General features: G+C 60.9%; 28 protein-coding genes and 1 tRNA gene. 8 read left to right on the forward strand and 21 right to left on the reverse strand.

Annotation, left to right across the window (positions count from 1 at the left end):
• The first annotated feature begins 49 nt into the window (after positions 1-49).
• Positions 50-1,717, forward strand: coding sequence for a thiamine pyrophosphate-binding protein (locus tag GRF63_RS15575; protein WP_160486996.1), 1,668 nt, complete (start codon positions 50-52; stop codon positions 1,715-1,717).
• A gap of 62 nt (positions 1,718-1,779) precedes the next feature.
• On the opposite strand, the gene GRF63_RS15580 is transcribed toward GRF63_RS15575, so the two are convergent.
• Positions 1,780-1,950: a CsbD family protein gene (locus GRF63_RS15580; RefSeq protein WP_160486997.1), complete on the reverse strand. Its 171-nt coding sequence runs from the start codon at positions 1,948-1,950 to the stop codon at positions 1,780-1,782.
• Positions 1,951-2,034: 84 nt separating this feature from the next.
• A complete protein-coding gene (locus tag GRF63_RS15585) occupies positions 2,035-2,427 on the reverse strand; it encodes an EVE domain-containing protein (RefSeq protein ID WP_160487124.1) in 393 nt (130 codons plus the stop codon).
• 136 nt (positions 2,428-2,563) lie between these two features.
• On the opposite strand from GRF63_RS15585, the gene GRF63_RS15590 reads away from it, so the two are divergent.
• From GRF63_RS15590 to GRF63_RS15610, 5 genes are read left to right on the forward strand one after another with little or no spacing between them, the layout of a single operon-like run.
• Positions 2,564-4,249: a putative bifunctional diguanylate cyclase/phosphodiesterase gene (locus tag GRF63_RS15590; protein ID WP_237392566.1), complete on the forward strand. Its 1,686-nt coding sequence runs from the start codon at positions 2,564-2,566 to the stop codon at positions 4,247-4,249.
• Positions 4,250-4,301: 52 nt separating this feature from the next.
• A complete protein-coding gene (dapF, locus tag GRF63_RS15595; protein WP_160486998.1) occupies positions 4,302-5,111 on the forward strand; it encodes a diaminopimelate epimerase in 810 nt (269 codons plus the stop codon).
• A complete protein-coding gene (locus GRF63_RS15600) occupies positions 5,108-6,298 on the forward strand; it encodes a MiaB/RimO family radical SAM methylthiotransferase (protein ID WP_337189701.1) in 1,191 nt (396 codons plus the stop codon). The genes dapF and GRF63_RS15600 overlap by 4 nt, the downstream gene beginning before the upstream one ends.
• Entirely contained in the window at positions 6,295-7,218 is a 924-nt protein-coding gene (ftsY, locus tag GRF63_RS15605; protein WP_160486999.1) for a signal recognition particle-docking protein FtsY, read from the forward strand. Before GRF63_RS15600 ends, ftsY begins: the two co-directional genes overlap by 4 nt.
• Positions 7,218-7,889 carry an inner membrane-spanning protein YciB gene (locus GRF63_RS15610; RefSeq protein ID WP_160487000.1) on the forward strand — a complete coding sequence of 224 codons (672 nt, stop codon included), beginning with the start codon at positions 7,218-7,220 and terminating at the stop codon, positions 7,887-7,889. The genes ftsY and GRF63_RS15610 overlap by 1 nt, the downstream gene beginning before the upstream one ends.
• Positions 7,890-7,893: 4 nt before the next feature.
• On the opposite strand, the gene GRF63_RS15615 is transcribed toward GRF63_RS15610, so the two are convergent.
• The 11 genes from GRF63_RS15615 to GRF63_RS15660 form a co-directional block, all read right to left on the reverse strand.
• Complete coding sequence (locus tag GRF63_RS15615; RefSeq protein WP_160487001.1) at positions 7,894-9,189, reverse strand: APC family permease; 1,296 nt, start codon at positions 9,187-9,189, stop codon at positions 7,894-7,896.
• A gap of 70 nt (positions 9,190-9,259) precedes the next feature.
• Positions 9,260-11,152, reverse strand: a complete 1,893-nt coding sequence (locus GRF63_RS15620; RefSeq protein ID WP_160487002.1) for a potassium transporter Kup — start codon at positions 11,150-11,152, stop codon at positions 9,260-9,262.
• A 91-nt stretch (positions 11,153-11,243) separates the two neighbouring features.
• A complete protein-coding gene (locus tag GRF63_RS15625) occupies positions 11,244-11,942 on the reverse strand; it encodes a tetratricopeptide repeat protein (protein WP_160487003.1) in 699 nt (232 codons plus the stop codon).
• A complete protein-coding gene (locus GRF63_RS15630; RefSeq protein ID WP_160487004.1) occupies positions 11,939-12,376 on the reverse strand; it encodes a cytochrome c-type biogenesis protein in 438 nt (145 codons plus the stop codon). The genes GRF63_RS15625 and GRF63_RS15630 overlap by 4 nt, the downstream gene beginning before the upstream one ends.
• Positions 12,373-12,909 (reverse strand): redoxin family protein, encoded by a 537-nt coding sequence (locus tag GRF63_RS15635; RefSeq protein ID WP_160487005.1) that lies wholly within the window; start codon positions 12,907-12,909, stop codon positions 12,373-12,375. Before GRF63_RS15635 ends, GRF63_RS15630 begins: the two co-directional genes overlap by 4 nt.
• Complete coding sequence (locus tag GRF63_RS15640; protein ID WP_160487006.1) at positions 12,906-14,864, reverse strand: heme lyase CcmF/NrfE family subunit; 1,959 nt, start codon at positions 14,862-14,864, stop codon at positions 12,906-12,908. Before GRF63_RS15640 ends, GRF63_RS15635 begins: the two co-directional genes overlap by 4 nt.
• Entirely contained in the window at positions 14,861-15,346 is a 486-nt protein-coding gene (gene ccmE / locus GRF63_RS15645; RefSeq protein WP_160487007.1) for a cytochrome c maturation protein CcmE, read from the reverse strand. Before ccmE ends, GRF63_RS15640 begins: the two co-directional genes overlap by 4 nt.
• Positions 15,343-15,483: a hypothetical protein gene (locus tag GRF63_RS16460; RefSeq protein WP_202131789.1), complete on the reverse strand. Its 141-nt coding sequence runs from the start codon at positions 15,481-15,483 to the stop codon at positions 15,343-15,345. Before GRF63_RS16460 ends, ccmE begins: the two co-directional genes overlap by 4 nt.
• Complete coding sequence (gene ccmC, locus GRF63_RS15650; RefSeq protein ID WP_160487008.1) at positions 15,480-16,214, reverse strand: heme ABC transporter permease CcmC; 735 nt, start codon at positions 16,212-16,214, stop codon at positions 15,480-15,482. Before ccmC ends, GRF63_RS16460 begins: the two co-directional genes overlap by 4 nt.
• Before the next feature lie 98 nt (positions 16,215-16,312).
• Positions 16,313-17,377 (reverse strand): Glu/Leu/Phe/Val family dehydrogenase, encoded by a 1,065-nt coding sequence (locus GRF63_RS15655; RefSeq protein ID WP_160487009.1) that lies wholly within the window; start codon positions 17,375-17,377, stop codon positions 16,313-16,315.
• 49 nt (positions 17,378-17,426) lie between these two features.
• A tRNA-His gene (locus GRF63_RS15660) sits at positions 17,427-17,503 on the reverse strand.
• Positions 17,504-17,697: 194 nt separating this feature from the next.
• Here GRF63_RS15660 and GRF63_RS15665 point away from each other — a divergent pair.
• Together GRF63_RS15665 and GRF63_RS15670 are read left to right on the forward strand one after the other, a co-directional pair.
• Positions 17,698-18,330 (forward strand): prolyl hydroxylase family protein, encoded by a 633-nt coding sequence (locus tag GRF63_RS15665; RefSeq protein WP_160487010.1) that lies wholly within the window; start codon positions 17,698-17,700, stop codon positions 18,328-18,330.
• The gene (locus tag GRF63_RS15670; protein ID WP_160487011.1) at positions 18,327-18,773 is read left to right on the forward strand and encodes a GFA family protein; all 447 of its coding nucleotides are present in this window, start codon (positions 18,327-18,329) and stop codon (positions 18,771-18,773) included. The genes GRF63_RS15665 and GRF63_RS15670 overlap by 4 nt, the downstream gene beginning before the upstream one ends.
• Before the next feature lie 83 nt (positions 18,774-18,856).
• Here GRF63_RS15670 and rpmE read toward each other — a convergent pair whose 3' ends face one another.
• From rpmE to uppS, 8 genes are all read right to left on the reverse strand, one after another.
• Positions 18,857-19,084, reverse strand: coding sequence for a 50S ribosomal protein L31 (rpmE, locus tag GRF63_RS15675; RefSeq protein ID WP_160487012.1), 228 nt, complete (start codon positions 19,082-19,084; stop codon positions 18,857-18,859).
• 138 nt (positions 19,085-19,222) lie between these two features.
• Complete coding sequence (gene fabZ, locus GRF63_RS15680; protein WP_160487013.1) at positions 19,223-19,666, reverse strand: 3-hydroxyacyl-ACP dehydratase FabZ; 444 nt, start codon at positions 19,664-19,666, stop codon at positions 19,223-19,225.
• 24 nt (positions 19,667-19,690) lie between these two features.
• Complete coding sequence (locus tag GRF63_RS15685; RefSeq protein ID WP_160487014.1) at positions 19,691-20,377, reverse strand: OmpH/Skp family outer membrane protein; 687 nt, start codon at positions 20,375-20,377, stop codon at positions 19,691-19,693.
• Positions 20,377-23,133, reverse strand: coding sequence for an outer membrane protein assembly factor BamA (gene bamA / locus GRF63_RS15690; RefSeq protein ID WP_160487015.1), 2,757 nt, complete (start codon positions 23,131-23,133; stop codon positions 20,377-20,379). The genes GRF63_RS15685 and bamA overlap by 1 nt, the downstream gene beginning before the upstream one ends.
• Before the next feature lie 190 nt (positions 23,134-23,323).
• Positions 23,324-24,445, reverse strand: coding sequence for an RIP metalloprotease RseP (gene rseP / locus GRF63_RS15695; protein WP_160487016.1), 1,122 nt, complete (start codon positions 24,443-24,445; stop codon positions 23,324-23,326).
• Between the two features lie 3 nt (positions 24,446-24,448).
• Positions 24,449-25,603: a 1-deoxy-D-xylulose-5-phosphate reductoisomerase gene (locus GRF63_RS15700; protein ID WP_160487017.1), complete on the reverse strand. Its 1,155-nt coding sequence runs from the start codon at positions 25,601-25,603 to the stop codon at positions 24,449-24,451.
• Complete coding sequence (locus GRF63_RS15705; protein ID WP_237392567.1) at positions 25,603-26,370, reverse strand: phosphatidate cytidylyltransferase; 768 nt, start codon at positions 26,368-26,370, stop codon at positions 25,603-25,605. The genes GRF63_RS15700 and GRF63_RS15705 overlap by 1 nt, the downstream gene beginning before the upstream one ends.
• Complete coding sequence (uppS, locus tag GRF63_RS15710; RefSeq protein ID WP_202131799.1) at positions 26,336-26,977, reverse strand: polyprenyl diphosphate synthase; 642 nt, start codon at positions 26,975-26,977, stop codon at positions 26,336-26,338. The genes GRF63_RS15705 and uppS overlap by 35 nt, the downstream gene beginning before the upstream one ends.
• Positions 26,978-26,997 lie beyond the last annotated feature (20 nt).

The raw sequence follows: 26,997 nt of genomic DNA on the forward strand, positions 1-26,997 counted from the left end.
CTTCGGCAACTGGTTGCGGCGCAAACGGCCGGGGGCTACCGCAGCAGCTATGACCAAGACCGCTGCACGCCTGCTTGTCGATTGCCTTGTCGAACAGGGCGCCAGCCGCGCCTTCACAGTTCCGGGCGAGAGTTTCCTTCCGGTTCTGGATGCGCTTTCCGATTGTGACGCGATCCAAACCATTACCTGCAGACAGGAAGGCGGCGTTGCCTTCATGGCCTGCGCCGATGGCGCGATGAGCGCCGCAAGCACAATGCAGCCCGGCATCGCCTTCGTCACCCGCGGCCCCGGTGCCACCAACGCCAGCATCGGTGTGCATGTGGCCATGCAGGACAGCCAGCCGATGATCCTGTTCATCGGCGATGTCGATCGTGCCATGCGCGACCGGGAGGGGTTTCAGGAAATAGACTTTCCCGCCTTTTTTGCACCGATCGCCAAATGGTCTGCCCGCATAGACGATGCCAGCCGCATTCCGGAATATATCGCGCGCGCATGGTCCACCGCCATATCGGGCCGTCCCGGCCCCGTGGTCCTCGCCCTACCGGAAGATATGCTGCACGAGGAAGGTATCGAGGCGCCTGTTCGCCCCGCCCTAGTGCGCCCCGCACAGGCGCCCTGCCCCGATGTTATGGCAACCATGATGCAGATGATCGGCGATGCCGCAGCCCCGATAGCCATCGTGGGCGGCGCGGGATGGAACGCGCGTACGCGCCATTACTTCACCGGGTTTGCAGAACGTATCGGCCTGCCTGTGGCCACCGCGTTCCGCCGACAGGATGCCTTGCCGCCCGAATCGAAGGTTTATGCAGGCAATTTGGGCTATGGGCCCAACCCCAAGCTGACAGCGCGAATCAGGGATGCCGACCTAGTGTTGGTGGTGGGCGCGCGCCTGGGTGAAGCGACCACCGATGGCTACAGCCTCATCACGCCCGATCATCCCGATCAGCAGATGATCCACGTCCACCCTGACCCGAACGAACTGAACAGAGTGTATCGCGCAGACCTTGCCATCTGTGCCGATACTGCGGAATTCGCCGAAAGCGCCGCCCTGTGGGACGATAGCGACGTGATCGATTTCGATTGCGGTGCGCAGGCACATGCCGATTGGCTGGAATGGAACACGCCGCGCGATGAAGCCAAGTTCGATCTGGATCTTGCCCTCGTCATGGCAAGCTGCCGACGTCTGCTGCCCAATGATGCGATTATCTGTAACGGCGCCGGAAACTTTGCCGGCTGGTGGCATCGTTACTGGCCTTACGCTGGCTTCCCGTCCCAGCTTGCCCCCACGGCAGGGGCGATGGGATATGGCGTGCCCGCCGCAGTGGCCGCCGCCTTGCGCTGTCCGGAACGCTGCGTGGTTGCGGCGGCGGGCGATGGTGATTTCCTGATGAACGGGCAGGAGCTTGCCACCGCAGCGCAATATGGCCTGGATCTGCTGGTGATCATTTTCGACAATTCCACCTACGGCACGATCCGCATGCATCAGGAGCGGGAATATCCCGGCCGTGAGGCGTCTACTCATCTGGCCAATCCTGATTTTGCCAAGATGGCGGAAAGCTTCGGCGGATGGGGCGTAACCGTGCGCGACAATGCGGAATTTGATGCCGCGCTGGAACAGGCCATGTCACGCAAAGGCATTCGCCTGCTGCACTGCCTTACCGATATTGAACAACTCAACGCCGCGGGTGCGACCGTCAGCTCCCTTCGCAGGAACTGACGCCAAAGAAAAAGGCCGCCCCAAACGGAGCGGCCTTTTTCGTATAAGCGCTGATCCTCGGATCAGATGTCGTTGCCAAGCTTGCCTTCGATTTCGCCCTTGAACTGTTGGGCTTCGCCCTTCTTTTCCTGGGCACGGCCTTCGGCGCGAGTTTCGGGATTGCCCGATTCCTGCTTTACGTTACCGACGGCTTCGTTGACGTTGCCCTTAACCTTTTCGGTGAATTCACCCATGATGATCTCCTTTGTCTGGTCGGGCTTCGCACCATCGCTTGCCCTTTGACCATACAACGGGTGGACTCAGTTAATCGTTCCCGCTTAACCTTCTGACATCTCAAGAATAATATCCCACTCTTCTGGCCGTATTTCAGCAACGGACAGGCGCGACAGGCGGACCAATTCTATACCTTCAAGCGTTGGTTCGGCCTTGATCGCTTTCAGCGTCACAAAATGCTTCAGCGGGCGCACCGGCTTTATTTTCACGGTTGGCCATTTGCCTTCCGGATCGGTGGGATCGATGAGGCCCGCCTCGCTCACTTTGGCAATGCCGACGATCTCCAGCCCCTTGTTCGAATGGTAGAAGAACACAGGGTCTCCCACCTTCATCGCCTTCATATTGTTGGCCGCGCGATGATTTCGCACGCCATCCCAGGTGGTTTCGCCATCCTCCACCAGCTGATCCCACGAATATTTGAAGGGTTCCGATTTCATGAGCCAGTGATTGAGCAATGTTCTCTCCTGTGTGCGGTGAAGCTGCGTCCTAGCGATACGCAGCCAGCGGAGCAATTAACCCGATATTGAATATGTTGCGCAATAAACGCCCTAGCTGAGACAGGGACTATCGCGTTTGAAAAAGGCGCCAGACAACAGGGCCACGCCCGCCGACAAGAAGATTCGCAATGCCGAGCGCGACATGATCGCGCTTGGCATCGCCATTGCGGCTATCATCCTGTTCGTTGGAACTGGCGGCTCCCTTATGCCGCAAATCGTGAAAGCCTGGTTCTTTGGCGGCAAGAGCCCCGATCTGCTGCTGACCAATGCCGTGCTCCTCAACATTGCCCTGCTGATTTTCGGCTGGCGTCGCTACAAGGATCTTCACGCAGAAGTACAGGTGCGCCGCGAGGCTGAAGAGCGCGCGCGTGAACTGGCAGAACGCGATCCGCTGACGGGCAGCTTGAACCGGCGCAGCGGCCCGCCCGCGCTTGAGGCGCTGCGCACAGAACTGGCAGGCACTCATCGAGAGATCGCGGTGATGATGATCGATCTCGACAACTTCAAGCAGATCAACGATCTGAACGGCCACCAGTTGGGTGACCGTGTGTTGACCACGATAGCCCGCCGCATTGCCGATTCGCTGCCCAGGGAGGGCGTGATGGCCCGCATCGGCGGAGACGAATTCGTCTGCGGCATTCCTTTTGAAAGCACGGCGCGTGACAAGGTGGACAATCTGGTCGCCAATATGATCCGCAGCACGTCTGCCCCGATTGAATCCAATCACATGTCCGTGGAGGCCACAGTTTCCATCGGCATCGCAGAATCGGGCGGACAATATGCCCGTGGCGGCAATATGAATGCAGAGGCGCTGATCCACCGCGCCGATATCGCCATGTATCACGCAAAGAAACGTGGCCGAAATCGCTACTACTGGTTCGAACCGCAGATGGAGGACGAACTGCGGTTCCGCAACGAACTGGAAGCAGGCATTCGCCAGGGCATTCCTGCCGGTGAATTCGTGCCTTATTACGAACAGCAGATCGATCTTGCGACGGGCAAGCTTTCGGGTTTCGAGATGCTGGCGCGCTGGGAAAGCCCGCGGTACGGCACCGTCAGCCCTGAAATTTTCATCCCCATCGCCGAAGAGATCGAACTGATCGGCGAAATGTCCGAAATGCTGATCCGGCAGGCGCTGGAAGATGCGAAGGACTGGGATCCCAGCCTCACGCTTTCGGTGAATATCTCTCCCATCCAGCTGCGCGATCCTTGGTTTGCACAAAAACTGCTGCACCTGCTGGTGGAAAGTGGTTTTCCGCCCACGCGCATGGAAATAGAGATCACCGAAAGATGCCTGCATGAAAACATGGGCGCGGTGCGATCGATCGTCACCAGCCTGAAGAACCAGGGCATTCACATCAGCCTGGATGATTTCGGCACCGGCCATTCCAGCCTGTCGCAATTGCAATCCCTCCCATTCGATCGGCTGAAGATCGATCGCAGCTTCGTGTCCGAACTTGCCGGTGAGGGCGATGGGAAAGCCTTGGTGGAGGCGATCGTCTCCTTGGGCAAAGGCCTCTCGTTGCCGGTCACCGCCGAAGGGGTGGAGAACAGCGAAGTGCTGAACCAGTTGCAGGGCATGGGAGATATGACGGGGCAAGGCTATCTGTACGGCAAGCCCGAAAACGCCGCCGCCACGCGCAGACGGCTGGCCGCGATCAACATGCTCAACAAGGATTTTCCCGCACCGCTTTCCGCCCCGCTTTCCGGCCCACTCTCGGACAAGGCCACTTTATCCTCGGATCGACGCCAGGCAGGCTGATCCCCTTCCTCGCACCATTGCGAACTGGGACAACCCGCCCTAGGTGGCGCTGATGCGTATTGCTTTCACCAAGATGCACGGTCTCGGCAACGATTTCGTCGTGCTCGACACGCGCGAAAATGCCATGCCTGCCATGGGCGCCGACACGGTGCGCGCACTGGCCGATCGCACGCGTGGCATCGGTTGCGATCAGTTGATCGTGCTGGAGAATGATGCGCAGGCCACCGTGCGCATGCGCATCTACAATGCCGATGGAGGCGAAGTGGAGGCTTGCGGCAATGCCGCGCGCGCCATTGGCCTGCTGCTGAAAGAACGCGCCACCATCGCCACCGCAGGCGGCCTGATCGCCACCCAGCCCGATGCAAAGGGCATCGCTGTCGATATGGGAGAGCCTCGCTTCGATTGGGACGCCATTCCCCTCGCCTACCCGATGGATACCGCAGCCATGCCCGTGGGCTGGGATGTGCTGGAGCGGCCACTGGCGGTGAACGTGGGCAATCCGCATGTGATATTCTTCGTGGACGATGCCGATGCCGTGCCGCTGGAAACGCTGGGCGCGCAGATCGAAACCGATCCTCTGTTTCCCGATCGGATCAATGTAAATGTCGCCAGCGTAGCTGACCGTCAAACGCTTCACCTGCGCGTGTGGGAACGCGGCGTCGGCCTGACCAGAGCCTGCGGCACCGGTGCCTGCGCAACGGCGGTTGCTGCCATGCGGAGCGGGCTGACAGAGCGCGAGGTGACCGTACATCTGCCCGGCGGCCCGCTTTTCATCACCTGGGGTGAAGACAACCGCATCACCATGACAGGCCCCGCGACAGAGGCATTTCGCGGAAGTTTCGATTGGGGCGATTACGCGTGAGCCAGACTGACGTCGTGACGCCAGAAGTAATCTCGCTAGGCTGCCGCCTGAATATCGCCGAGAGTGAGCGTATCCGCAACCTGATCGCCGCCGAGGGTGACGTCGTGGTGGTGAACAGCTGTGCCGTGACGACAGAGGCGGTGCGTCAGACGCGCCAGGCCATCCGCCGCGCCCGCCGCGCAAGGCCGGATGCGCGATTGCTAGTCACCGGATGCGCCGCGGATATAGAGCGGGATCAGCTTGCCGCCATGCCCGAAGTGGATGGGCTGGTGCCGAACACGCAGAAACTGGATGCTCGCGCGTGGAATGTGGGCGAGACTGCACAGCCCGCCCCCATCAGCCACACCCGCGCCTTCATCGCCGTGCAAAACGGCTGCGATCATGCCTGCACCTTCTGCGTAATCCCACAAGGCCGCGGGCCAAGCCGTTCGCTAAGCGTGCCGCAGGTTCTGCACGAGGTTGAGCGTCATCTCGATAAGGGCGCACCCGAAATCGTGCTGACGGGGGTGGATGTCACCAGCTGGGGGCATGACCTGCCCGGAAAACCGCCGCTGGGCGATCTGGTGCTGGCCATCCTCGATGAATTTCCGCAATTGCAGCGGCTGCGCATGTCTTCGCTGGACGGGGCGGAAATCGATCCGCTGCTGTTCGAACTGTTCGCGGGCGAGGCACGGATAATGCCGCACCTGCACCTGTCGATGCAGCACGGGGCAGACCTGATCCTGAAACGCATGAAGCGCCGCCATCTGCGCCGCGATGCAGTGGACCTTGTGCAGCGGCTGAAAGCGCGACGTCCCGATCTCACCGTCGGAGCAGACCTGATCGCCGGTTTCCCGACGGAGAGCGAGGCGCATCATGCCGACAATTGCTCCATCATCGCAGAGCTTCCCATCGTGCACGGCCATATCTTTCCCTACTCGCCCCGCCCCAACACGCCCGCAGCGCGCATGCCGCAGCTGGACAAGGCCGTTATCAAGGCCCGCGCCGCCCAATTGCGCAGCGCCGTGGCGAAGGTGCGTGCCGCATGGCTGGATAGTCTTGTGGGCCAAACGCAGCGCGTGCTTACGGAAAGCGACGGAACGGGCTATGCCGAAAACTTCGCACGGGTGGCCCTGCCCAATGGCACGGCAAGAGGGACGATCCTTTCCGTCACCCCGCAATCACATGAGGAAGGCCTGCTAAAGTGAGCGAAACCAGCTGGTCTGAAAAACTGTTCGGAGGTTTTCGCAAAACCTCGGATCGTCTGTCCGAAAACCTGACGGGCGTTGTCGGCACGGCAAAGCTGGACGATGCCACGCTGGACGATGTCGAAGATGCGCTGATCATGACGGATCTTGGCCCCAGCGCTGCGGCTCGCATTCGTGCAAAGCTGGCAGAGAAGCGCTTCGGCCTCTCCATCACGGAGCGTGAGCTGAAGGAAGCGGTGGCCGAAGAAATCGCCGCCATCCTGCGCCCCGTGGCCGTGCCGCTGGAAGTCACCGCATTTCCGCGCCCGCAAGTGATCCTGGTGATCGGCGTGAACGGCAGCGGCAAGACCACCACGATCGCCAAGCTGGGCCATTGGCTGCAGGAAGACGATTACGAAGTGATGCTGGCCGCAGGCGACACCTTCCGCGCGGCCGCGATCGGTCAGCTGAAAGTGTGGGCAGAACGGATCGGCGCGCCAATCGTGACGGGCCCGGAAGGCGGCGATCCTGCCAGCATCGTGTTCGACGCGGTGAAGAAGGCCACCGATATCGGCACCGATGCGCTGATCGTGGACACCGCGGGCCGATTGCAGAACAAGCGCGAATTGATGGATGAACTGGCCAAGATCCGAAAGGTGCTGGGCCGCTTGAATCCAGAGGCCCCGCATGACGTGATCCTGGTGCTGGATGCCACCAATGGGCAGAACGCCTTGGGCCAGATCGAGATTTTCAAGGAGGTGGCAGGCGTCACCGGCCTTATCATGACGAAGCTGGACGGTACGGCGCGCGGCGGCGTGCTGGTGGCAGCGGCAGAACAATATGGACTGCCAATCCATGCCATCGGCGTGGGCGAAACGCTGGACGATCTGCGCCCCTTCGATCCAGACCTTGTGGCGCGCGTAATCGCCGGAGTTGCCTGATGACCACCGAAGCCCCCAAGCAAGCGACCACCAGCAGCAAGCCCAAATCAGGCTGGCTGAATGTCGCCGTGGATTACGGCCCGCTGCTCGTCTTCTTCCTGGTGTACAAATATTATTCTCCGGCAAACGCTGGAGAGGACACGGGCGGCGAGATCTTCGCTGTGATCCGGGGCACCGGCGCCTTCATCATCGCAGCCATCGCCGCGCTGGCCATCAGCAAGTGGCGCCTCGGCAAAATCAGCCCGATGCTGTGGCTGTCGACGGCGATGATCGTGGGTTTCGGCGCGCTGACCATCTATTTCCAGGATGAACGTTTCATCCAGTGGAAGCCGACGCTGGTCTATGAGCTTTTCAGCATCGTCCTGCTGATCGGATATGCCAAGGGCAAATCCATGCTGAAAATCCTGCTGGAAGCTGCATTTGAAGGGCTTTCCGATGAAGGCTGGCTGAAACTCTCGCGCAACTGGGGCATTTTCTTCCAGGTGCTGGCCGTGCTCAACCTCGTGCTGGCCTATGCCGTCAGCTTTGAGACATGGCTGGCGGCAAAGCTCTGGCTGTTCCTGCCTTTGACCTTCGTCTTCACCTTCACGCAGGTGCCCATGCTGCTGCGGCACGGGCTGAGCGTGGATGACAAGGACGAGGTGGTGAAAGATCCGCCGCGCACGGAATAGCCGGTCAGGCTATCCCCTCTGCCGGCACGCGCACGGCAGAGCGCCTGCAGTACCAGCGCAACGCGAGGCCGATGGCCAAGAGGGCAAATACCCACAGCCCGACCTCAAGGCCCGATCCGTAGATCGCCAGTCCGGTGAAGGCGATGCCGATCGCCATGACCGGCCAACGGGCAACTGTCCTGTTCTCCTTTATCGCCGCGACAATCGCGAGAAAATAGAAGACAAGAATGCCCCCCGTGGTCAAAAGCGCGAGAAAGGTGAACATCGCCGATAGCCCGCGCGAGGTGTTGCCGATGATGAAGAGCGCCACGATCACGCTTTGCACGATCACGCCCCAGTAACGCACGCCATCCCTGCTGGTGCGGGCGAAAAGCTGCGGCATCTCGTTGCGCAAGGCCATTGAATATGTGCAGTCCGCGCCGATCAGCACCAGGCCATTGGCGCAGCCCGTCACGCTGACGAGGATGCACAGAGCCACCAGTCCGCCCGCAACCGGGCCAAGCACGGTGGCCAGCGCATCGGAGACGGGCGAGGTTGAGCTGGCAATATCCTGCCAGGGTATCAACAGCATCAAGCCCAGGCTCACCAGCAGATAAAGCACCAGCACCAGCGATGTCCCCCCGATCAGCGCGATGGGAATGTTCCGTTCTGGATTGCGGATCTTGTTGACCGGTACACTGGCTGTCTCAAATCCCAGAAAGGCGAACAACGTCAGCGCCACAGCACCGGAAATTCCGTCAATCTCTACAGGTGCAGGTGCCATTGGCTGCACCGGCTTCGATCCCAGCATGAACCACGTCAGCGCGCCTATCACCAACAGCAGCGGAATGATCTTGATCGCCACGGACAGCACCTGCATCCGGCCGGCGGAACGCGTGCCGATGAGGTTGATTGCGGTGATGAGGCCGAGCAGGATGAAGGCCATCACCACGCCAGAACTGGTCGAAGGCTCCTCAAACAGGAAGTCTGCCAGGATTGAACCGCCTGCGATCACCAGTGCGGCGATGGAGGCAAAGCCCGCCGCCCAGTAGGAAAACATGGCAAGGAACCCGGGCACTTCGCCCGTGATCCTTTCGATATTATGCTGGATGCCCTCACCCGTGCCATCCATTAGGAAACGGAAAGTGATTGCAAGGCACAGCGCGCCCAGGCCACTGATCAACCAGCCTATCACCATGTTCCAGCCCAGCGGGGCCAAGGCCGATGGCTGGAAATAGATACCACTGCCGATCATCGTGCCGATGACAAGCGATATGCTCATCATCAGCCCAAGCGGCCTTTGCGCTTTGCCTGTTTCCATCGATGCCCCCCATGCCGGGCGTTGGAAAACGCACCGGACGCAGGGAGGCTATGTTAACGAGAGGCTTCGGTCAAATCTCGACCTGGCTGCCCAGCTCAACCACGCGGTTTGTGGGCAGGCGGAAAAATTCCATCGGCGTGGCCGCGTTGCGCATCATCCATGCAAACAGCTTCTCTCTCCAAACCAACATACCGGGATTTTCCGCTGTCAGCAGTGTTTGGCGGCTGAGGAAGAAGCTGGTCTTCATCATATCGAAGGGTCCGCCGCACATCTCGTGCCGCTGTAACGCGGCGGGAACATCGGTTTCCTGCATGAAGCCATAGTTCAGAACCACGCGGAAGAAACCGTCGCCCAGCTCCTCTATATGGCATCGCTCATCTTCGCCGACGTAAGGCACGTCCGCGATGTTGACGGTCAGCACGACGACGCGTTCATGCAGCACCTTGTTGTGCTTGATATTGTGCAGCAGCGCGGACGGGGTGCCCTTGCTGCCGGAATTCATGAAGATCGCCGTACCCGGCACGCGCGCCGTGCTGCCGCGGGCGGACTTGGCAAAGATATCCAGCGGCAGCCCGGCCTCCGTCATGCGTTGGCGCATCAACTGGCGGCCCTTGGCCCACGTGGTCAGCAAGGTGAAGGCAATGGCCCCCACCAGCAGCGGGAACCAGCCACCATCGGGCACCTTGGTCAAGTTCGCGGCGAAGTAGGCACCGTCAACGATCAGGAACAGCAGCACCACGGGTATCGCGATCCATTTCTTCCATTTCCACACGCCGATGAACAGCACGCCCATCAACAGCGTATCGATCGTCACCGCACCCGTCACCGCGATGCCATATGCGCTGGCGAGATTGGAAGAGTTCTGGAACGTCAAAACCAGCAGGATCACGGCGCACATCAGCGCCCAGTTGATCACCGGAATGTAGATCTGGCCGGAATGCTCGTCACTCGTATGGCGGATCGAAAGGCGCGGAATGAAGCCCAGCTGGATGGCCTGGTGGGTGATGGAAAACGCGCCCGAAATCACTGCCTGGCTGGCGATGAAGGTGGCACAGGTTGCCAGGATAACCAGCGGGAGGCGATATGCCTCCGGCGCCAGGAAGAAGAACGGGTTCAGAATAGCCTCCTCCGCCGCCGCATCGGGCAGGCCGATGATCATCGCACCCTGCCCAAAATAATTGAGCAGCAGGCACGGCATGACAAAGCCGAACCACGAAAGCTTCATCGGGCCGCGGCCGAAATGGCCCATATCCGAATACAGCGCCTCTGCACCCGTAACGGCCAGCACGACTGAGCCGAGCGCGAGGAAGGCAAACCACTTGTCGGTGATGAAGAACTGTATCGCGTAATACGGGTTCAGGGCGGCCAGAATTTCCGGTGACCCGAAGATCTGCACAATGCCGAGAACCGCGATGGTGGTGAAATAGATGATCATCACCGGCGCAAACAGCGCCCCCACCTTTTCCGTCCCGCGTTTTTGCAGGACGAACAGCCCCACCAGCAGCACCAGCGCGATGGGTATCACGAATTGATCGAGGCGATGATCCACCACGGTCAAACCCTCCACAGAGGAGAGCACCGAAATCGCAGGCGTAATCATCGAGTCGCCATAAAACAGCGCAGTGGCGAACACGCCCAGAAGCACGACCAGCCAGCTGTAACTGGATTTGCCGACGCTGCGGGAAAGCAGCGCCACCAGGGCCAGGCTGCCGCCCTGCCCGTTGTTATCGGCGCGCATCAGGATGGTGACGTACTGGATCGCCACGACCAGCGTCATCGACCAGAAAATCAGGCTGACCACGCCGAATATGTGCAGATCGTCAATCGGCAGATCATGCGCCCCGCGAAAGGTTTCGCGGAAAGCGTAAAGTGGAGATGTACCAATATCGCCGAAAACGATGCCGATTGCACCGGCGGCGAGTTTCAGCTTGGCAGTATCCCGGTCTTGTCCGGTGGCGCTCATCTGATTTTTCAACCCATCCGACCAATGGTGTACGGCAAAGCGGGCGCGTTAGCAGCAGTGCGGGCAGGCTGCAACATGATGCAGCGCAGCATTATTGCGCGTCTTGTGGCGGAACAGAAACTTGTTCCGGCGCGGCGGGTGCAGGAATGGGTTGCTGCCCTGCCTGCAATGCCACCAGCAGCGAATCGAGTCGGGCAAGGCGGTTCTCCAGCCCTTCGCGCCCCTCCGCATCCTCTGCACCGTTCTGCAATGTCTCCAGCCACACCTGCCGCGCCTCCAGCAGCCGCCCTTGCCGCACCAGCGATACGCCCAGGAAATAGCCCGGGGCAAGATTGGCAGGCTTCAGGTTCGATGCCTGCTGAAAGGCGTAAACCGACGCAGGCGTCAGGGCTCCATCGGCATGCTCCGCCAACGCGATACCTTGCGCCAGCCAGGCCTCGAAATCCTTGGGATCTGCGCGGGTTATACCGGCCAGCATCTGCGCCGCTTCTGCATAACGACCGCGCCGCGCCCAGGCATCGGCGGTAATCAGGATGTTGCTGCCGGACTTGTCCGCCTGGCTGACAAATTCCTGCCGGGCATCAACCACGTTGATTTCCTGCGATTGCGCCGTGTTTGATGCCGACGTGGGGGAGGATGGCATATCGGGGCTGGCCTGCAGGGCATATCCTGCCAGCCCAAACCCCAGCGCGGCGGCAAGGCTGGTCCACAATCCGCGCGCAAGGCCAAAGCCAAAGGCTGCGATGGCAAAGGCGATCAGCGCCAGAACGATAACGGCAATCCACGTCATGCGGCATCATCCACGGCATCATCGCCCTTGCGCCTGCCAATGCGCCGCATCAGCACCGTTCCTGCCAGCACCAGCAGCACGATGGGCAAGACGAACAGCGGCCACGTGGTGGCGCTCACCTGCGGTTCGTAGCTAACGTAATCGCCATAGCGGGAAATCAGCCATTCGCGCACCTGGTCCGGGCTTTCACCCGCCGCGATGCGCGTACGCACCTGGTGGCGCATATCGCCTGCCATGGGGGCGTCACTGTCCGCGATGGACTGGCTCTGGCATTTCAGACAGCGCAACGTGTGCATCAGCTCTCGCGCCTGTTCTTCCAGCGCGGGATCGTCCAGCTGGGTATAGGCGTAGGGCGCGGGCGGCATGCGATCCTGCGCGGAGACAGGTTGGATGAACGCCAGCGCTGCCAGCATGGGTATCAGCCAGCGAATCATGATCCCGCCTTTCGCAATTCTTCCAGCAGCATCGGCACATCGTCTGCACGAATGTCTCCGATATGCTGATAGGTGATCACGCCATTGCCATCGATCACGAAGGTTTCCGGCACGCCGGAGGATCCGATGGCCAGCTGCACTTCGGAAATGTCATCCTTCCCAATGCGGGTGAAAGGATTGCCATAGGCGGCAAGGAACCGGTCAACGTCTTCCGTCCGGTCACGAATGGCGACGGCGACGATATTGGCGCCTGCCCTTTCCAGCGCATCCAGCTGCGGCGCTTCTGCCGCGCAAGGGATGCACCAGCTGGCAAAAACATTCAGCAGCTTTGGCTCACCATCGGCCAGATCGGCGCGCGAAAGACCAGGTCGGCTTTCCACGGCGGGCGGCAGATCGAAAGCGGGCATCGGCTGTCCCACCATTGCCGACTCGACGAAATCGTCCTTGGGTTGCGACAGCTGGTAGGCAAACAGGCCAAACAACGCGGCGGCAAAGCCCACGACGATCCAGAGCGTGTAACGCAGGCGTTTCATGATGCTGCCAACTCCGCCTCATCGGCGCGGCGTCGATCTTCACGTAGTTCGGCAGAGCGGCGGCGCACATCGCCGATCACGCGGCCCAGCAGAGCCAGCATACCGCCAAATGCAATCAGCAATCCGCCATACCAGATGTAAGTGACAAACGGCTTCCACCACAGGCGCAGCTGCCAGCGCCCATCATCGGCCATATTGCCAAGCGCGACATACAGCTGCCCATTCCAGCGGGTGAGCAGCGCCACCTCGCTCGTCTCGCCCTGCGGCGCCCAGAAGCTGCGCGCTTGCGGATGCGCATCGCGCACGGGGCCGCCTTCATAGGAAACCAGCAGATCGCCCTGCATAGCGGTCCAGTTAGGACCGGCGACGGGGCTGACTGACGTCATCCTTGCTTCCCACGGACCAATCTCGATCACGTCACCGGGCGATGCGGCCACCAGTCGCTCCTGCTGGAAAGCCGTGTCTGCCGCCACTCCGAACAGCGCCACTGCCACACCGAAATGGGCAACGCACATGCCCCAGATCGGCAATGGCGTGCGCAGGATGTTGCGCCCGCGCAGAGGCATGAAGCTGGCAATCGCTATGCCCACGGACATCGCTAGGCCTAACAAGGGCAGAATGCCGATCTCTGTCAGCGCCAGCACCAATGCCAGCACTGCGATCGTCACCACGGCGATGATGATGACCGGCAACCGGATGCGGCGAAACGAATCCGTGCGCCAGCGCAGCAGCGGCCCGACGGCGAGAATAGCCAGCATCGGCAGGAAGAATATCGCGCTGACAGGATTGAAATAAGGAGGACCCACGGAAACCCGCACGTCAAAAGCCTCCGTCAACAAGGGATACAGCGTGCCCAGCAGCACGATTCCCAGGATGGAGGACAGCGCCACGTTGTTCACCACCAGCGCGCCCTCACGGCTGAACAGCGCAAACCGCTCCCCTTCCGCAATCGTGCTGGCGCGCAAGGCAAATAGCACCAGTGCGCCGCCGATATACAGCGCCAACAGGATCAGGATGAAGCTTCCGCGCTCAGGATCGACGGCAAAGGCGTGAACCGAGGTAAGGATGCCGGACCGTACAAGGAAGGTGCCCAGCATACTCATGGAAAAGGCGATCACGCCCAGCATGATCGTCCAGGTACGCAAGGCATCGCGCGCGGCCAGCACGCTGGCTGAATGCAGCAGCGCGGTTGCCGCCAGCCATGGCATCAGGCTGGCATTCTCCACCGGATCCCAGAACCACCAGCCGCCCCAGCCCAGCTCGTAATAAGCCCAGTAGGACCCGGCCGCGATGCCAATGGTCAGGAAAATCCAGGAGCCCAGCACCCACGGGCGCATCACGCGGGCAAATTCCGGCGTCACATTGCGCGTCAGCAGCGCACCCACCGCAAAGCTGAAGGCCACCGACAGGCCGACATAGCCGATATAGAGCGTGGGCGGATGGAACGATACGCCCATATCCTGCAACAGCGGGTTCAACCCATTGCCATCGGCGGGCACGGGCGAAAGCCGCTTGAACGGGTTGGAGGACAGCAGGATGAACAGGTAGAAACCCACGGCCACAAAGGCCTGCGCGCCCAGCGTTGCCATCATCATGCGGCTGGGCAAGCGATGTTCGATCAGCGCGATCAGGCCGCCTGCCAGTGCCATCACGGTAATCCACAACAGCATGGACCCTTCGTGATTGGCCCATGCGCCAGACAGCTTGAACGCCAGCGGCTTCATCGAATGTGAGTGGGTGGCAACCAGTTCCACGGAAAGGTCGGTAACGGCAAAGGCATATACCAGCGCGCCGAAAGATACCGCGCACAGCAGCGCCTGCAGCATGGCAGCGGGGCGCACCAGCGGCGTCAGCTCACTGCCCTGCTCCCGCGCGCCAAGAAAACCGCCCAGCAATTGCAGCACGGCAAGGGCAGCACCAAGCCACAGGGCAGCAAGACCGATCTCGGCAATCATTCGCCGGCGCCCGCCACGCTTTCCTGCAGCTCTTCGCGAAGTTCCGCAGTGCTCATGCCCTCCAGCTCTCGCGGCATGTAATTCTCGTCATGCTTGGCCAGCAAATTATCGGCCACGAAGGTGCCGTCTGCGCCCATGCTGCCTTCGGCAACCACGCCCGATCCTTCCACGAACAGGGCGGGCACGATACCGGCGTATGTCACGGGCACGCGGGCCACGCCGTCCTGCACCACGAATTCCACCGTCACACCATCTGCCGCCGTTGTGATGGAGCCGTTTTCCACCATGCCGCCAAGGCGGATGGCCTGCCCCGGCGCGGGCGGACTGGCGGCGATATCGGCGGGCACATAGAAATAGCTGGCCTGGTTGCGCAGGGCATAGGCCGCCAGCAGGCCGGCGCCCACCAGTGCCACCAGTGCGACAATCACCAGCACCAGCCTCTGATGCTTGGGCTTCAGCCCGCGATCCGTCTTGGCATTCATTTCCTGCGTGACTCCTCGCGCCGTTTTTCCGCCCGGCGCATGGCCAGAAGGCTGGAGGCCACCAGCACCAGCGTGCCCACCAGGGTGACGCCCACCGCCGCATAGACGAACAGCCATTGGTCCAGCGCTTCTCTCAACGCACTATATCCTCTGCCTGCAACGCCTTCCGGCGCAGCCGCGCCTCTGCCTGCATATCGGCAAGAATGGCACGCATCCGGGTCAGCACCACGCCGCCAAACAACAGAGAGAAGCCCAGGGTGGCAATCAACAGCGGCCAGAGAAATACCGGATCGATCGAACTTTCGCCCATGGTGATGCTGGGTGGCTGGTGCAGACTGTTCCACCACACGACTGAACGATTGATGATCGGAATATTGATCGCGCCCACCAGGCCGAAGATGGCGGCAATGCGGCTGGATTGCCCTTCCCGCGCCAGCGAGGACGACAGGGCGATATAACCAAAATACAGGAACAATAGCACCAGCATGGAAGTGAGTCGCCCGTCCCACACCCACCACGTGCCCCAGGTAGGGCGACCCCAGATGGAGCCGGTGATGAGGCACAATGCAGTAAAGGCTGCGCCGGGCACCGCAGCAGCGCGCGCGGCAATGGCGGCCAGCGGATGCCGCCACACCAGTTCCATCAGGCTGGCAATGGCAATGGCAGACCATCCGCCCATGCCCAGCCATGCGGCGGGAACATGCACGAACAGGATACGCACCGTATCGCCCATCAGCCGATCGGGCGGAACCTGCGTCAGCCCCCAGGCGACGGCCCCGAACGACAGCAGCAGGCCACTCACCAGAAGCGGCGCGGTAAGCCACTTGGCGATTCTCAGGAAACGGGCGGGATTGGCAAAACCGTGCATGTTGTGGACAAAGTCACTCTCTTGCGCGGCCTTTTACAGCCCTCGCTCACACGGACAAGGAAAACCGGACCTTTTCGCCCGCTTCCCTTCAGCTATCCTCAGGCGCGACCGATCAATCTTTGCGCCATGGCATCGGCCACTTCATTTGACGGTCTGCCAGTGCTGTCGCTCTCGTTCCAGATCTCGGCCAGACGTGCGGGGATCTGCGCGATGCGCTTGCGCACCTCATTGATGTCACAAGGGGTGCCCTCGCGCCGGCAAAGATATTCATAGCTGACGTTGATGATGCCGCCCGCGTTGATCACATAATCCGGCGCATACAGGATGCCGCGGTCATGCAATTGCTGGCCATGCTCTGGCCGGGCGAGCTGATTGTTCGCGCCGCCTGCAACGATGGCGCAATCGAGTCGCGCAATGCCTTCATCATCAAGGATGGCGCCAAGGGCATTGGGGCTGAACACATCGCATTCCACGCCCATCACCTGATCGGCAGCCACGGCCTTTCCGCCCAGCTCATGCGCCATGGTCTCGGCCCGCTTGTCGTCGATGTCGGACAGGGTGAGCCTTGCGCCGTCCTTGGCCAGCAATCGCGCCACGCCGCCGCCAACAGAGCCGCAGCCCTGCACGGCAACGCGCACGCCCTGCATCGAATCCTTGCCCATCTTGTGCGCAACGGCGGCCTTGATGCCGTGATAGATGCCCATGGCGGTGAACGGGCCGGGATCGCCGCCTGCATCACCTTCTTCGGCGGGCAGGCCGCAGACATGCTGCGTGCGCGTGGCGATGGTGACCATGTCGGCCTCCGTCGCGCCAACGTCTTCTGCGGTGACATAGCGGCCATCCAGTGCCTCCACCGCTGCGCCAAAGGCGTGCAGCATGGCTTCGGTTTTCTTGCCGTTCTTGTCGAGGAGGACAACGGCCTTGCCACCGCCCATCGGCAATCCGGCCATGGCGTTCTTGTAACTCATGCCGCGGGACAGGCGCAGCGCATCGCGCATCGCATCGGCGGGATCTTCGTAATGCCAGAAACGCGTGCCGCCCGCTGCCGGGCCAAGGTGGGTGGAATGCAGAGCGATGATGGCGGTAAGGCCCGATGCGCGATCATGCACGACCTCAACTCGCTCGTGCTCGTCCCAGTCGGGTTCACTCCAGAATGCCGGCATTGGCCGTCCCCTCTCTCAATCCACAAGTGGCAGGGATGCTGGAGAAAAATGGGGCGATCGACGGGGTTTGAACCCGCGACCTCCGGTACCACAAACCGGCGCTCTAACCAACTGAGCTACGATCGCCACAACAACCAGGCACACATGCCGAAAGGCGGCCTGTTAGGGGTATGCGCCGGTCGGTCAAGCCGCATTCGGCGCGGGCGCGAGCCTGTTGCACAACTCATCGTCCAAGCAAAGTGAAAAGTGCTTCAAAATCGCCCAGACGCAAGAAAATTTCGCAGGTTGAATGGGGGCCATGCGCGGTTAAACAGGAAATCATGACGACTCCGGGCGAGACCACTCCAGAAATCCTCCTTCAGGACCAGCGGGTTCGCCGCGTTCCCACCCCTCGCCTCTCCCTGCTGGATTGCCCGCGCTTCCTGTCGCCTGAATTATGCGCCGACCTGATCGGCCTGATCGACAAGGACCGCCGCCCCTCCACTATCGCCGATGCCAATGGCGATGATTATTTCCGCACCAGCGAAACCTGCGATCTGGATGCGAGTGAGCGGGCGGTGCAGACTCTGGAGGATCTGCTGTACGAGCTGAACGGTATCGATCGCGATCACGGGGAGCCCGTGCAAGGGCAGCGATACGACGTGGGGCAGGAGTTCAAGCCGCACACCGATTATTTCGAGCCGAACGGAGCGGACTTCGACAAATTCTGCAGCGTCGCCGGGAATCGCACCTGGACCTTCATGGTTTATCTGAACGCGGTGGAGGCAGGCGGCGGCACGCGGTTCAAGGTGATCGGAAAAACCTTTCAGCCCGAAACCGGCAAATTGGTGTGTTGGGACAACAAGCGGCCCGATGGCAGCTGCAATGCCGCCACGCTTCACCACGGTATGAAAGTGCGCAAGGGCGTGAAATACGTCATCACGAAATGGTATCGCGAAAGGCCGTGGGGATGAGTGTGAAGCGCAAGGGAAGCTGCCATTGCGGCACTGTGAGGTTCGAAGCGGATTTCCCGGACGATCGGCTTGTCCCCTCCCGCTGCAATTGCTCCATCTGCGCGATGAAGGGTTCGGTTGCCGTCTATGTCCCTACTGCCGCGCTGACGGTGACCGCGGGCGAGGAATCGCTATCCTGCTACAGCTTCAACACCATGGCGGCGAAGCATCACTTCTGCGCGAAATGCGGCATCCACTGCTTCCACCAGGCCCGATCGGACCCGGACAAATTCGCTATTAACGCAGCGACACTTGAAGGCGTGTTGCCTTACGAAGACTTTGCCGAGGTGCCCGTGTTCAACGGGCAGAGGCATGTCGATGATTTCGGCGGAGAGCGAACGCAGGCCGGGTGGCTGCGTTTTGAGGCAACGCCGGGCAAGGTATGGCCCAAAGGCGTGATCTGACCCTGACGCGAAAAGGGCGGCCCGATCGGACCGCCCTTCCCTGATTTCATGCCCTGACTTCAAGGCAAGTTGCGAGGGCGCGCTTACTTCTTCTTGAGCGAGAGACCACCGAAACGCTTGTTGAACTGAGCAACGCGGCCGCCATCCTGCAGGCGCTGCGGGCCGCCGGTCCATGCCGGGTGGCTGGTGGGGTCGATCTCGAGGTTCATCGTATCGCCTTCCGAACCCCAGGTGGAGCGCGTCTGGAATTCGGTACCATCCGTCATCTTGACGGTGATCATGTGGTATTCGGGGTGAATATCTGCCTTCATGGCCTTGGTCTCCATAGCTTCGGAACGGTTCCGACCGATCCAGCTGTTGGGTGGGAAAGCGCGCCGGATAGTGGGGATTGGCGCAGGTTGCAACCTGTTTGTTCTTCCGATCCCGCCTGCGCCGGACAGGAACTTAAATCAGGCAATCATCGCCGTGATGCTGGTTTCGCAAGTCACCTTGCCATCTACGCTCGCCTTGCAATCGAACTTGCAAACCTTGCTGCGCTGCTGCGTGAACGTGCTTTCCAGCGTGAGCAGGCAGCCGGGCGTTACAGGCGCGCGGAACTTCGCGTTCTCGATAGCCATGAAGTAAACCAGCTTGCCGGTGCCTGCCAGTTCCAGCGTCTCGATCCCCAAAATGCCGCTGGCCTGTGCCAGCGCCTCTATCTGCAGGACGCCCGGCATGATCGGACGGCCGGGGAAATGGCCCTGGAAGAACTGTTCGTTCATGGTCACGCCCTTGATGGCCGTGATCCGATCGCCCTTCACCAGCTCGCTGACGCGGTCCACCAGCAGGAGTGGATAACGATGCGGCAGAGCCTCAAGGATACGGACGACGTCGTAGTCTTGCGTTTCACTCATGGCCCTGCCCCTTCGTTTTGTGTCTTAGCGCCCGGTGGATGCAGGAGCAGCCGTGCCCTGAGCCGCGGTTGCCTGCTGCTGGCGTGCAGCGATCATCAGGATCTGCTGAATCTGCTGGAACAGGCCCACTGCGGCTTCGCTGGGCTGCCAGTCAGCTGGCGGGGTAACCTGCACGCTGGGCACGCGGGTGTTCAGCGCGGTCACGATGCTGTTGGTCACGTCGGCCGCCTCTGGCGCGTAGACGATCGATTCGGGCGTCAGCACGAACTGGATGTTCTGATCGCTGATCACCTGCTGCAAAGCGGCGGAATACTGCTGCGCCACCTGCTGCACCACGTAAACGCGGGCACGGTTGATCGGCTGCTGCAGAGTGGCGATTTCTTGGTCGATCGCCTGGATCTGCTGAACGCTGGTGTTGTTCGGATCCTGCGTGGCGGCCTGCTCGGCCTGATCCAGCTGACCGTCACCATTGGTGTCGAACGTCAAGACCAGTTGCTGGCGCTGCTGCGTGCGCTGCTCGATGGTGGTGCGCTGCGCCTGATACTGCGTGGCAATCTGCTGGTACCCGGTCTGGAATGCCTGCGAATTGGCCACTGCGAAGCCGATATCGGCGGTGGCAATGCCGTTCACCTGAGCGACGGCGGGAATGGCGAAGCTGGCACCGGCAACGGCACATGCGGCGCCCAGCGCCGACTTTGCGAAAATGTTCATTAGAATTGCGTTCCTACGTTGAAGGAGAATGTTTTGGTTTCGTCCCCGCGCTCCGATAGCAGATCGTAAGCGACATCAATCCTGAACGGACCGAATGGGGAGTTCCAGTTCACGCCGATACCGGCGGTAACGCGCGGCTTGGGCGTGTCGCCGAGGAATTCCTCGGTGAAGGGAGGCAGGCGCTGCCCGATCGGCTGATTGGCCGAACCATCAGGTGCCAGAGGGTTGACGGTCTGGACCACGACGGGCTGACCGTCAGCGTTCAAGCTTTCCTGAAGGAATAGGGGATTACCGTCGCCGTCACGCTGCGCGATGAACAGGCCATCGGGAAGCGGGCTTTGCGTCAGCTGCGGCGTATCGACACCGAACACCGAGCCTACATCGACGAAGATCGAGGGACGCAGGCCGAGCTCGCGCGCGCCGGAACCCAGCGGAATTTCCACTTCGGCGCGGGCGAGGTAGAATGCCTCGCCGCCCAGCGCGTCATCCTGGTTACGGTCATCGCCAAGCGGAACGAGAATCTGATTACCGTCCTCATCCGGCTGATAAAAGCGGCGGACGACGCGGGGGCCAACGCCGCGAATATCAAATCCGCGGATCTGGCCTTCACCAAGGAAGAACCGGTCCGTCAGCAACACATCGTCACCAAGGCCGTTGATATAACCGCCTTCCACTGAGAGCGAGCCGATGAAGCCTGCACCAAGCGACCAGTATTTCGACGCGTTCACACGGGCGCGAACGTATCGCGTATCGCCACCTGCACCGGCAAACTGCACGGTGGTGACAACCCGCTCACCACTCGTCGGGCGGATATTGCTGTTGAGCGTGCTGTAATTCAGCGTCAGGCCAAGGATGGATTGCAGGCGATTGCCAAGGGCATCACAAAGATAGCGGCCAGCCAGCAATGGCTCACACTGGCTAACCCCGTCACCGTCGAAATCGGCAAAGAACTGTCGCTCTGCCACGGTCACTTCCTGGTAGTTCAGCGTATAGCTGCCCAGCAGGCTCATATACTCGGTCAGCGGAACGCCCACGCGCAGGGAAATACCCGTCGTGGTTTGTTCATAGGTGGCATTATCGCGGTCGAAATAGCCGTTGTTGTAATCCTGGCGATAGATGTCAAAGCCAAGAGCAATATCGCGGTCGAACACCTTCGGCTCGGTGAAGCTGATATTGGCGGAGCGCGAATAACGCGAATAGTTGATGCCAAGGCCGATGGTCTGGCCACGCCCGCGGAAGTTGTTCTGCTGGATGGACCCGTTGAAGATGAAGCTCTCCAGCGAGGAGAAGCCTGCCGAAAGCGACAGCTGGCCGGTCGGCTCTTCCTGCACATTGGCCTGCAGGATGATGCGATCGGGGCTGCTGCCCTCCACCTGCTCAACCTCGAAATTCTCCTGGAAATAGCCCAGCGAATTGATGCGAGCTGATGAACGCGCCACTTGCAGCGTGCTGAAGGCGTCGCCTTCCGCGATGCGGAATTCGCGACGGATCACCTTGTCCTGCGTCAGCGTGTTGCCGTTGATCTCGATGGCTTCCACGTAAACGCGCGGAGCGTCCGAAACCGTGAAGGTCACGTCCATCGTGCGGGTTTCGGGGTTGCGCTGGATGCGCGGGCGCACATCGGCAAAGGCATAGCCGAAGGCACCGGCAGTTTCGGTCAGACGTTCAATCGTCTGGTCGACCTGCTCTGCATTGTACCAGTCGCCCGTCTTCATGGAGAGGCCGGCCGACAGGCGTTCGGAGGAGAAATCGCGCAGCTGGCTGACGACTTCGACATCGCCGAATTCGTAGCGGTCGCCCTCTTCCACCACATAGGTGATGATGAAGTCGCGCTTGTCCGGCGTCAGTTCTGCCACGGCGGATACGACGCGGAAATCGGCATAGCCTTCCGTCAGATAGAACTGGCGCAGCTTCTGCTGGTCGAACGCCAGGCGATCGGGGTCATAGCTGGTGTTGGAGCTGAACAGCGCGAACAGGCTGTCTTCGCGCGTGACCATCTCGTCACGCAGGTCACCGTCGGAGAACACCTCGTTACCGATGATGTTGATGCGGCGAACCTTGGACTTGGGACCTTCGGAAATCTCGAAGATCACGTCCACGCGGTTCTGATCCAGCATCACCATCTGCGGTTCTACCGTGGCGGCAAAGCGGCCCTGGCGCTTGTACAGCTCGATAATGCGGGCCACGTCGGCACGCACGCGGCTGCGGGTGAAGATCTGGCGCGGCGAGAGGTTGATCTCGGGGATGATCTTCTCGTTATCGATCCGGCGGTTGCCCTCCAGGATGATACGGTTGATGATCGGGTTTTCCTCTACCGCGATCACCACATTGCCGTTGTTGTTGGCGATGGAGAAATCGGAGAAGAGTTCCGTGTTGGCCAGATCGATCAGCGCCTGGTCGGCTGCGGCAGGCGTATAGACCATGCCGGGGCGAAGCTGGATGTAGGAAACGATCGTCTCCGGCTCCAGCCGCTGCGCACCTGACACGGCGATGGAGCGGATGACATCGCCCTGTTCCTGCGGCGCGGGTGCAGGCGTCTGCTGACTGACATCGACCCGCTGCTGCGCCGGTGCCTGAGAAGTAGGCGCCGGATCGCTGTCCAGCGTCTCCATCGCATCTTCAAGAGCCTGCTCTTCCTGCGGCGTAACGTCGCCATCCTGCGCCAGCGCGTGGGCTGGCAATCCGGCAAGCATGGTGCAACCCAGAAGGGTGGCCACATAATGCTGGGAAATTATCGTCCTGGCTTTGGAACCCATTATCCGTCCACTCTTTGTCGACATTAGCGCACTGGCGAAATTGCAAGCCGCGTTTCCGCCTTGGGCGGGTATCAGCTTAACCATCTCTCACGCGAAACGCGCCCTTGCCCGATGCCAGTCTGGCAATCAAGCGAAGTTGCCCCGTTACGCGTGATTAAGGTCGTCCTTTCCCCACCTAAAACTGTTCAGCCTAGCTGCCGAAAAACGGCAGTTTGGCTAAATCGATCACAGTCACGAACAGCATCAGTGCCAGCACGAGGGCCATGCCGGTGCGAAACGCCCATTCCTGACTGCGCGGGCTGGCTGGCTTGCGACGGATCGCTTCGACCGCATAGAAAGCCAGATGCCCACCGTCGAGCGCGGGGATTGGCAGCAGGTTAATGAATGCCAAATTAAGCGAGATGAGCGCGGCGAAGCTGGTGAATTCCAGCCAGCCCAGGCTCAACTGCTCGCCAGAGACCTTGGCAATGGTGATCGGCCCGCCCAGCTCTTTTACGGAGCGTTCGCCGGTGAAAATCTGGCTGATTCCCGTCACCATCAGGTCCACCGTTTCGATGCATTCCTGCCACGCCATGCCGATGGCTGCGATGGGACCAACCGGTTCAAAAACGCGTTCGCCCAGATTTCCCTGAACGCCGATCCGGCCAATCACGGTCTTGTTGCCGAACTGGTCGCTCACTTCCACACGGTCTGCCACCACGGGAACGGTGAAGGTGGAGCCATCGCGTTCGATGGTGATATCCAGTTCGCGCCCCGGATACAGCATGATGGACTGGGATATGTCGCGGAAGTCACGAGTTTCCTCGCCCTCAACGGCAACGATCCGGTCACCCAGTTGCACGCCAGCCTCTCTCGCGGGCGAATCCTCGGCAAATGCCGCAACAACGGTTTCTTCTGCGGGGTCTGCGGCAACGGGATTGCCGAAGATCATGAAGAAAGCGGCAAAAATACCGATGGCGATCAACACGTTGGCCGCCGGACCTGCCGCCACGATCAGGGCGCGCTGCCACAGCGTTGCAGCCTGGAAGTCACCCTTGCGCACGGGCGCCTCTGCATTGGGCTGGCTGGCGGGGTTCATATCGCCCTGGAACTGCACATAGCCACCCAGCGGGAGCGCCGACAGCTTCCAGCGGGTGCCGCGCTTATCCGTAAAACCGGCGATTTCCTTGCCGAAACCAACCGAGAAAGCCTCCGCCCCGACGCCGAACATGCGGCCGACCAGATAATGGCCAAGCTCGTGCAGAACCACCAGGGGGCCAAGCATCAGCAGAAAGCCAAGGGGGTAAACCCAGAATGGCAGCGTTTCGAACATGGGTCAGGCGATCTCCAGCATCTCTCCGGCGCGCACCCTCGCCTCTGCATCAACGGCTAGCACTTCGTCGAGCGAGTTGGGCGCAGGCGGCGCGTAATTATCGAGGGTTCTGGCAACAATTGCCGAAATTTGCGTGAACTTTAGCTGACCGGCGAGAAAAGCGGCTACCGCCACCTCGTTCGCGGCGTTGAGAACGGCGGGCGCCCCGCCCCCTGCATGGGCCGCCTCGCGCGCCAGTTTCGTGGCGGGGAAGCGCTCCTCATCAGGTGCGAAAAAGCTTAAGTTTCCGATGGTTGCAAGGTCCAGTGGCTTGCAATTGGTATCCATCCGCGCAGGGTATGCCAGAGTGGAAGCAATGGGCACGCGCATGTCACTGGGGCCAAGCTGCGCCAGCGTGGAGCCGTCGCGGTATTCCACCATGGAGTGAATGACGCTTTGCGGATGGACGATGATGCGCAGACGATCCAGCCGAACGGGGAAGAGGTGGAATGCCTCGATAAATTCCAGCCCCTTGTTCATCATCGTGGCCGAATCGACGCTGATCTTGGCACCCATGTCCCAATTGGGGTGGGCAACGGCCTGGGAAGGGGTGGCAGCGTCCAGTTCTGCCATGGTCTTGGTGCGGAACGGCCCGCCGCTGGCCGTCAGCGTGATCCAGCGCACATCATCCAGCTTGCCGCCTTCCAGACACTGGAAAATCGCGTTGTGTTCGGAATCGACCGGCAGCAGAACCGTGCCGTGTTTCTCGACAAGGCGCGTCATCACATCGCCTGCAGAAACCAGCGCTTCCTTATTGGCGAGCGCGACAGTGTTGCCCTGCTCTATCGCTGCCATGGTGGGTGCAAGGCCCGCGCAGCCAACGATGGCGGCGACGGTAATGTCCGCCGGGCGCGATGCTGCATCGCACAGCGCCTGCGCGCCGCCAGCGGCCTCTATCGACGTGCCGGACAAATGCTGCCGCAATTCGGGCAGGCAGGCTTCCTCGCCAACAACCGCGATTTGCGCATCGAATTCGATGGCCAGCTTTGCCAGCTTTTCTGCCGAGCAATTCGCCGTCAGCGCGACGACTTGCCAATTGGCGCGATCGTTACGGATCAGGTCGAGCGTGGAATCGCCGATGGAGCCGGTGGCGCCGAGGAGGGAAATGGTGCGGGTCATCAAAGGGAGAATACCATCAAACTGCCCACAACGATAACCACGGGAATCAAGCCGTCTATCCTGTCAAAAACGCCGCCATGGCCGGGGATGAGATTGGACGAATCCTTCATCGCGGCCTTGCGCTTCAGCCAGCTTTCAAAGAAATCGCCAGCCTGCGCCACCACCGCCAGCAGCGGGGCAAAAAGGAGGAGCGAGGGCATGGCGTCCGGCCCGGCAAACGGCGGCCAGTTCAGCGCGAGCGGAAGGCCGACAGCCAGCGTGGCGCCCACGGCACCGCCAAACAATCCGGCCCAGGTTTTTGAAGGACTGATGCGCGGCGCAATCTTTGGGCCGCCGATGCTTCTGCCGAAGAAATAGGCGAATGTATCGACCATGATGACCACGCCGATCAGCAGCAGCAATACCGGCATGGAATTGATCTGCATCAGCAGCCACACGGCATATCCGATATACACCGCGCCAAGGGTGATGCCGACGATCCTGCCCAGCGCATTGCGCGTTCCGCGCCAGATCAGCCGCACCAGTTCGGCAAAGCAGATGAGCCCGATAGCCGCAAAAAACAGATCGCGGATCAATCCGCCCGCAAAAATCGCCGATCCCGCCACCACCAGCATCACCAGACCGCTGGCTGCGCGCTTGGGCAAATCGCTGGTCCGTACCGACAGTGGCACGGTGGCATAGCGTTTCGCCAATGCCCTTATCTTGTCGCGGCGTCGCTCTGGGGTGAGGTTGTCAACGTCCTCCAAAGCGGCGCTCCCGTCGGGCAAATTCCTCGCAGGCCTGGCGCAAATGATCTTCGCCAAAATCTGGCCATAGCACGTCCATGAAGAGCATTTCGGCATAGGCTGATTGCCACAGCAGGAAGTTTGACAGGCGCACCTCTCCGCTGGTGCGGATCAGCAGATCGAGCGGGGGCAGATCGCTGGTGTAGAGATGGCGATCCATCGCCTCCGGCGTTACTTCGCCCTCTTCTGCCGCAAGCCGCGCGGCGCGGGCGATTTCCTGCTGCGCACCGTAATTCAGAGCGACGGCCAGCGTGCGCTCGCCATGCTTCGTGCGCTCCAGCGCATCTTCCAGCTTTTCGACAATATCGGGCGCAAAGGCCTTGTAATCGCCGATGATTTTCAGCGTCAGGCCGTTCCTGATGAAAGCGTCCAGTTCCTTCTCGATAAACCTGCGCATCAGGTTCATAAGGTCGGATATCTCACTCTCGTCACGCTTCCAGTTCTCGGATGAGAAGGCGTAGAGCGTAAGGCATTCCAGCCCCAGGGTCTTCGCCGCCTCCACCGTGCGGCGCACCGCTTCCCCGCCCTGTTTATGACCAAGCGCGCGCGGAAACCCGCGCTTCTTCGCCCAGCGGCCATTGCCGTCCATGATGATCGCTACGTGGCGGG

Origin of the sequence: Aurantiacibacter rhizosphaerae (assembly GCF_009807005.1) — a bacterium.
Lineage (GTDB): Bacteria > Pseudomonadota > Alphaproteobacteria > Sphingomonadales > Sphingomonadaceae > Alteraurantiacibacter > Alteraurantiacibacter rhizosphaerae.

What these genes read in the sequence shown, in the direction of transcription:
- GRF63_RS15615 (WP_160487001.1), bottom strand. Translation starts at nt 9,189, where the DNA reads ATGGAAACAGGCAAAGCGCAAAGGCCGCTTGGGCTGATGATGAGCATA.
- uppS (WP_202131799.1), bottom strand. Translation starts at nt 26,977, where the DNA reads ATGGACGGCAATGGCCGCTGGGCGAAGAAGCGCGGGTTTCCGCGCGCG.
- GRF63_RS15575 (WP_160486996.1), top strand. Translation starts at nt 50, where the DNA reads ATGACCAAGACCGCTGCACGCCTGCTTGTCGATTGCCTTGTCGAACAG.
- fabZ (WP_160487013.1), bottom strand. Translation starts at nt 19,666, where the DNA reads ATGAGTGAAACGCAAGACTACGACGTCGTCCGTATCCTTGAGGCTCTG.
- ccmC (WP_160487008.1), bottom strand. Translation starts at nt 16,214, where the DNA reads ATGCACGGTTTTGCCAATCCCGCCCGTTTCCTGAGAATCGCCAAGTGG.
- GRF63_RS15655 (WP_160487009.1), bottom strand. Translation starts at nt 17,377, where the DNA reads ATGCCGGCATTCTGGAGTGAACCCGACTGGGACGAGCACGAGCGAGTT.
- GRF63_RS15670 (WP_160487011.1), top strand. Translation starts at nt 18,327, where the DNA reads ATGAGTGTGAAGCGCAAGGGAAGCTGCCATTGCGGCACTGTGAGGTTC.
- GRF63_RS15685 (WP_160487014.1), bottom strand. Translation starts at nt 20,377, where the DNA reads ATGAACATTTTCGCAAAGTCGGCGCTGGGCGCCGCATGTGCCGTTGCC.
- GRF63_RS15635 (WP_160487005.1), bottom strand. Translation starts at nt 12,909, where the DNA reads ATGAAACGCCTGCGTTACACGCTCTGGATCGTCGTGGGCTTTGCCGCC.
- GRF63_RS15620 (WP_160487002.1), bottom strand. Translation starts at nt 11,152, where the DNA reads ATGAGCGCCACCGGACAAGACCGGGATACTGCCAAGCTGAAACTCGCC.
- GRF63_RS15630 (WP_160487004.1), bottom strand. Translation starts at nt 12,376, where the DNA reads ATGATTCGCTGGCTGATACCCATGCTGGCAGCGCTGGCGTTCATCCAA.
- dapF (WP_160486998.1), top strand. Translation starts at nt 4,302, where the DNA reads ATGCGTATTGCTTTCACCAAGATGCACGGTCTCGGCAACGATTTCGTC.
- GRF63_RS15610 (WP_160487000.1), top strand. Translation starts at nt 7,218, where the DNA reads ATGACCACCGAAGCCCCCAAGCAAGCGACCACCAGCAGCAAGCCCAAA.
- GRF63_RS15625 (WP_160487003.1), bottom strand. Translation starts at nt 11,942, where the DNA reads ATGACGTGGATTGCCGTTATCGTTCTGGCGCTGATCGCCTTTGCCATC.
- GRF63_RS15700 (WP_160487017.1), bottom strand. Translation starts at nt 25,603, where the DNA reads ATGACCCGCACCATTTCCCTCCTCGGCGCCACCGGCTCCATCGGCGAT.
- ccmE (WP_160487007.1), bottom strand. Translation starts at nt 15,346, where the DNA reads ATGAATGCCAAGACGGATCGCGGGCTGAAGCCCAAGCATCAGAGGCTG.
- GRF63_RS15585 (WP_160487124.1), bottom strand. Translation starts at nt 2,427, where the DNA reads ATGAAATCGGAACCCTTCAAATATTCGTGGGATCAGCTGGTGGAGGAT.
- rseP (WP_160487016.1), bottom strand. Translation starts at nt 24,445, where the DNA reads ATGTTCGAAACGCTGCCATTCTGGGTTTACCCCCTTGGCTTTCTGCTG.
- GRF63_RS15665 (WP_160487010.1), top strand. Translation starts at nt 17,698, where the DNA reads ATGACGACTCCGGGCGAGACCACTCCAGAAATCCTCCTTCAGGACCAG.
- rpmE (WP_160487012.1), bottom strand. Translation starts at nt 19,084, where the DNA reads ATGAAGGCAGATATTCACCCCGAATACCACATGATCACCGTCAAGATG.
- GRF63_RS15640 (WP_160487006.1), bottom strand. Translation starts at nt 14,864, where the DNA reads ATGATTGCCGAGATCGGTCTTGCTGCCCTGTGGCTTGGTGCTGCCCTT.
- bamA (WP_160487015.1), bottom strand. Translation starts at nt 23,133, where the DNA reads ATGGGTTCCAAAGCCAGGACGATAATTTCCCAGCATTATGTGGCCACC.
- GRF63_RS15580 (WP_160486997.1), bottom strand. Translation starts at nt 1,950, where the DNA reads ATGGGTGAATTCACCGAAAAGGTTAAGGGCAACGTCAACGAAGCCGTC.